This is a genomic window from bacterium (assembly GCA_027622355.1).
GTDB lineage: Bacteria > UBA8248 > UBA8248 > UBA8248 > UBA8248 > JAQBZT01.
In genome coordinates this window covers 1-2,593 of the sequence record JAQBZT010000342.1, presented here as the reverse complement: position 1 = coordinate 2,593, position 2,593 = coordinate 1, and the positions used below count along the sequence as shown (strand labels likewise).

The following is a 2,593-nucleotide window of genomic DNA, read 5'->3' as shown; positions in this document are numbered from 1 at the left end:
CGCCGCTGATTATCAGCGGTCCCGCCGATGAGGCGACGAAACTGTATGTCACGGTCAACAAACTCATCCGGCCGTTGCTCCGCGAGTCGGAGAGGTCCGATGAGCCCGTGGACGAGGACGGCTACATCGAGGGCGGCAAAGACAACATCAGCAAGAAGAAATACGAATTCCTGATCGTCGACGAAAAGAGCAAAACGGTCAGCCTCAAGGAAACAGGGGTCGTTGAGGCCGAGAAAATTCTCAACCAGGGAAATGTCATGCGCAAAGACACTGGTCTTTACGACATGAGCAGCATCAACATCCTGCATCACGTCGAGCAGGCCCTGCGGGCACACGTTCTTTTCACCAAGGACGTGGACTACGTGGTGAAGGACGGTGAGGTGATCATCGTGGATGAATTCACCGGCCGCCTGATGCCCGGCAGGCGGTACAGCGACGGCCTCCACCAAGCCCTTGAGGCGAAAGAGCGGGTAAAGGTGCAGGAGGAAAACGTCACCCTGGCGACCATCACCTTTCAGAACTATTTCCGCATCTATGACAAGCTCGCCGGCATGACGGGAACCGCCGACACCGAGGCAGCCGAATTCCATCAGACATACAAACTGGACGTTGCGGTCATACCCACGAACCAGGATCTGAGACGCCACGAGCATCCCGATATGGTCTTCCGAACCGAGCGCGAGAAGCTCGAGGCCGTGATCGACGAGATCGCCGAATCGAACAGGGCGGGGCGCCCGATACTGGTCGGAACCATCAGCATCGAAAAGAGCGAAGAGCTCAGCGACATGCTGCGGAAGCGGAAAGTGCCTCACCACGTCCTGAACGCCAAGCAACACGAAAGAGAGGCAGAGATCATCGCGCAGTCAGGCCGAAAGGGGGCCGTGACCATTTCGACCAACATGGCGGGCCGCGGAACGGACATCCTCCTCGGCGGGAACCCCGAGTTTCTGGCTGCCGCCGGAACGGATGAGAAGGAAGGCCCGGAATACGAAGCGGCGTTGAAGAAATTCCAGGAGGCCTGCGAGAAAGAACACCAGGAGGTCGTGTCCCTCGGCGGACTTCACGTGGTGGGTACCGAGCGGCACGAGAGCCGCCGCATTGACAACCAGTTGCGCGGGCGCGCGGGCCGCCAGGGCGATCCCGGCAGCTCGCGCTTCTATCTCTCACTCGAAGATGATCTTTTGCGCATCTTCGGCTCCGACCGCATCAGCGGGGTGATGGAGCGCCTCGGGATGGAGGAGGGCGTACCCATCGAGGCCAAGATGGTGAGCAAGGCCATCGAGAATGCGCAGAAAAAGGTGGAGGCTCACCACTTCGAAATGCGGAAGCATCTGCTCGAGTACGACGATGTGATGAACAAGCAGCGCGAAATCATCTATGGCCTCCGCAACTCCGTTCTTGAGGGAGAGGATGTTTCCGAGCAGATCGGCGAAATGGCCCACGGGATTCTTGATGCTCTTCTGGATCTGCATTTTCCCGAGTCCGAGCATTTCGAGGAATGGAACCTGCCCGCTCTGGTCGAGGCGATGGAGGGCCAGTACGGGATCCACGGTACCGTCGAGGGTTGGAAACTTCGCTTTTCACAGCCTTTCCGCGAGATCGATGTGGAAGACGAGATGCGCGACCGCTTGGCGGAACAACTTCACGAGTTGATCGACGAGGCGCTGCAGGCGAAATATGCGGCCTTCGACCAAGAGATCCGGCGCGATTTGGAGCGCATCGTTTACCTCCAGGTGCTCGACACCCATTGGAAGGATCATATCTCCACGATGGAACACCTGAAGGAAGGCATCGGCCTTCGGGGCTATGCGCAGGTCAATCCGCTCAACGAGTACAAGCGCGAGGGCTTCGAGATGTTCGAGGAGCTGAACAAAAAGGTCGAATCCGAAACGATTCAGTACCTTTACCGTCTCGATGTCGATTCGGATCAGGTGCAGCTGGAAGAGCCCGAACCCGAACAGGATCTTATTCTCTCTCACCCATCCTCCGGCGGTTTTAGCGAGGGGGACGCCGACGGCGCTATTCAGACGGCGGCCCCGGTTCGCCGTGCAACGCCCAAAGTCGGCCGGAACGAGCCTTGTCCATGCGGCAGTGGCAAAAAATACAAGCATTGTCACGGGAAGTGAGCCGCCGGTCCCTCGGGCTCGCTGCGAGCGCCGCGTGCGCACTGCTCGTGGTTTCGTGCGCCTCGAAGACCCCGCCGGGCGGGCTTGCTCCCTCGGCGGGGGGCCAAAATGCGCAGAAAGCGCCCCAAAAAATCTTTGTCGTCGCGGGAACGGTGACGGATTCCTCCGGTCTTCCGGTGCGCGGGCTGGGGGTGGAGATCCTGGCCTCGGGAAAGCCCCTTCTTGCGGATCCGCGCCTGAACCGGGGTGCGTTCCAGGTTGCCGCCAAGGGCCAGAGCGGAGCAGACGGCGTCTACCGCCTTGAGTTCTCCGGGGTACCTCTGGCGAAGCGGTATTACCTCAATTTTTACGTCCCCGGCTCGTTCGATGAAGTGCGCTTCACGCGCCCGGGTTTGATGGATATCACAAAGGTCATCGACGAGAAGGCGGCTTTTTTGTTCGACTACCGCCTTCCGACGCACCCCAAG

General features: G+C 59.5%; 2 protein-coding genes. Both read left to right on the top strand.

The features are described from left to right. On the top strand, positions 1-2,126 hold a 2,126-nt coding region (gene secA / locus O2807_14495; protein MDA1001712.1), incomplete at its 5' end, for a preprotein translocase subunit SecA. Then, positions 2,123-2,593, top strand: a 471-nt coding sequence (locus tag O2807_14490) for a hypothetical protein (protein MDA1001711.1), incomplete at its 3' end; no start/stop codon positions are given. The genes secA and O2807_14490, both read left to right, overlap by 4 nt.